Annotated in this window: 1 protein-coding gene and 2 pseudogenes; 1 reads left to right on the forward strand and 2 read right to left on the reverse strand. The window is 75.0% G+C overall.

Translation table 11 applies throughout. The annotated features are described in order from the left end of the window. Window positions 1-383 (forward strand): annotated as a pseudogene (locus H5J33_RS35855) (GNAT family N-acetyltransferase); the annotation flags it as partial. A 4-nt stretch (window positions 384-387) separates the two neighbouring features. Here H5J33_RS35855 and H5J33_RS35860 read toward each other — a convergent pair. Together H5J33_RS35860 and H5J33_RS35865 are read right to left on the reverse strand one after the other, a co-directional pair. Beyond that, the gene (locus H5J33_RS35860; protein WP_181798815.1) at window positions 388-879 is read right to left on the reverse strand and encodes a nucleoside deaminase; all 492 of its coding nucleotides are present in this window, start codon (window positions 877-879) and stop codon (window positions 388-390) included. 4 nt (window positions 880-883) lie between these two features. After that, window positions 884-1,204 (reverse strand): annotated as a pseudogene (locus tag H5J33_RS35865) (MFS transporter); the annotation flags it as partial.

A 1,204-nucleotide genomic window follows, 5' to 3' on the forward strand; every position in this document is an offset into this window, starting at 1 on the left:
ACGACGGCGCCTGCCACCCCGCCGACCGCCCCCGGTTCCTCGCCGAGTGGCTCACCACGCCCGGCCACCGCGCCGTCGTCCGCGACGACGGCGGGCACCTGACCGGCTACGGCGTGATCCGCCCCGGCCAGGACACGCTGCGCATCGGCCCCCTCTTCGCGGACACCGCCGCCGACGCCCGGGCCCTGTTCGCCGCCCTCACCGCCGATGTCACCGGTCGGGACGTCGCGATCGACGTGCCCGAGCCGAACGCGGCGGGCGTCGCCCTCGCCGAACAGGCGGGACTGAGGCCCTCGTTCGAGACCGCCCGCATGTACACCGGCCCGGTGCGCGCGTACGCCCAGGAACGGGTGTTCGGCGTCACCACGCTCGAACTCGGCTGATCCGTCAGCCGTTCCGGGCCTGCCCGGAGAGGAAGCGCCGGTGCAGCTCGCGTACCTCGTCCAGCAGCTCCGGCACCGGTCCCGCCACGGCCACCCCCGGTGCGACATCCCGCACCGGAAGGGTCCGCACGGGTGGCGCGGGCACGCCCGACTCGGCCAGGATGCCGGACAATTGGACGGACGAGACGATGTACACGATCCGGCCGAGCCCGACCCAGGCGTGCGCCGCCGCGCACATCGGGCAGTGCTCGCCGGAGGTGTAGACGGTCGCCGCCGCCCGCTCCCCGGGTGTCAGATGCGCGGCCGACCAGCGGGCCAGCTCGAACTCGGGATGCCGGGTGCGGTCCCCGCCCGCCACCCGGTTGCGGTCCTCCGCCAGCACGGTCCCGTCCCCGGCCACGAGGACCGACCCGAAGGGCTCGTCCCCGGCGTCCAGCGCCTCCTCGGCCAGTTCGACACAGCGGCGCAGATACCGCAGCTCATCGTCCCGGACCATCGGCTCACCTCCGTACGTCATGATCTCCGTCCGGGCACGTTACGGCCACCGCGCCCGCCCCGGCCAGCGGCTTTGCCTCCCCGGCAACGGCGTGCCGCCCGGCCGGGAAGGCGTACCGCCGTGCCAGGGCGACCGTGCCGAGCGCCAGCAGCACCGGCGGGAGCGCGGTCCACGGCAGCGCTCCCGCGCCCAGCGCGTCCAGCGTCAGGCCACCGGTGAGCGAACCGGCCGCGATCCCCGCGTTGTACACCGTCGTCTGCAACGAGGTCGCCACATCGGCGTCGCGGGGCCCGCAGGCGTCGACCAGCGCGGTCTGGATCAGCGT

It is taken from the genome of Streptomyces sp. WELS2, from assembly GCF_013870595.1.
Classification (GTDB): domain Bacteria; phylum Actinomycetota; class Actinomycetes; order Streptomycetales; family Streptomycetaceae; genus Streptomyces.